The 733-nt window shown below is 25.5% G+C and carries 1 protein-coding gene; it reads right to left on the bottom strand.

What is annotated here, in order from left to right; genetic code table 11:
- On the bottom strand, nt 1–624 hold a 624-nt coding region (locus DWX74_RS10985), incomplete at its 3' end, for a methyltransferase domain-containing protein (protein ID WP_118549965.1).
- Between the last annotated feature and the right edge of the window lie 109 nt (nt 625–733).

Genomic DNA, 733 nt, shown 5'->3' with positions numbered 1-733 from the left:
AGACCTTATCTCTTTTAAATAGTGTTCATCTGGAATTACTTTTATTACAACTCCACCTTTGTTTAAAACTCTAGTAAATTCACTATAATTCGATGGTGAAAGTATATCTATTATTATATCAAATTTACCATTTTCAAATGGTAGATTTGATAAGTCTGAGACACTCCATAGTATGCTATTTTCGTATCTTGTAGCAAGTGAAATTCCTTCTCTTGATATATCTATTCCAAATAATTTACACTTACTATTTATTTTTTCATCTGAATATAGTTGATTTAAATAATACCCTTCTCCGCAACCAACATCTAGTACAAAATTAACATTCTTTTTTGACGTATATTTATCCACTATATCTATTATCTCTTTAGAAAGCTCGTCATATATACCATATTCATATATTTTACTTCTAGATTCAAATAATTTTTTATCATATATTGTCTTCGCATTATTCTTTACTAAATTAACATATCCTTTTTTAGATATATTAAAGCAATGGTTATTTTCACATAATACACTACTTTCTTTTATATATTTTATAGATTTTTTACACACTGGACATCTAAGTATTGATATATTTTCATTAAGTAATTCTCTTAAAACTTCAATCTTTTTTAATTTTCTCATTGTTCATAACCTTCCTATTTCTATTATTCATATAAAATAGCACGAAGTTATGGCATTTTATTAAATTTGTTTAACGATAGCCACAACTCGTGCGCTATCCTCTTAATCT

The sequence above is a fragment of the Peptoclostridium sp. AF21-18 genome (genome assembly GCF_003478825.1).
Taxonomy (GTDB): Bacteria; Bacillota; Clostridia; order Peptostreptococcales; family Peptostreptococcaceae; genus Peptacetobacter.
This window is presented reverse-complemented; position numbering and strand designations above follow the sequence as displayed.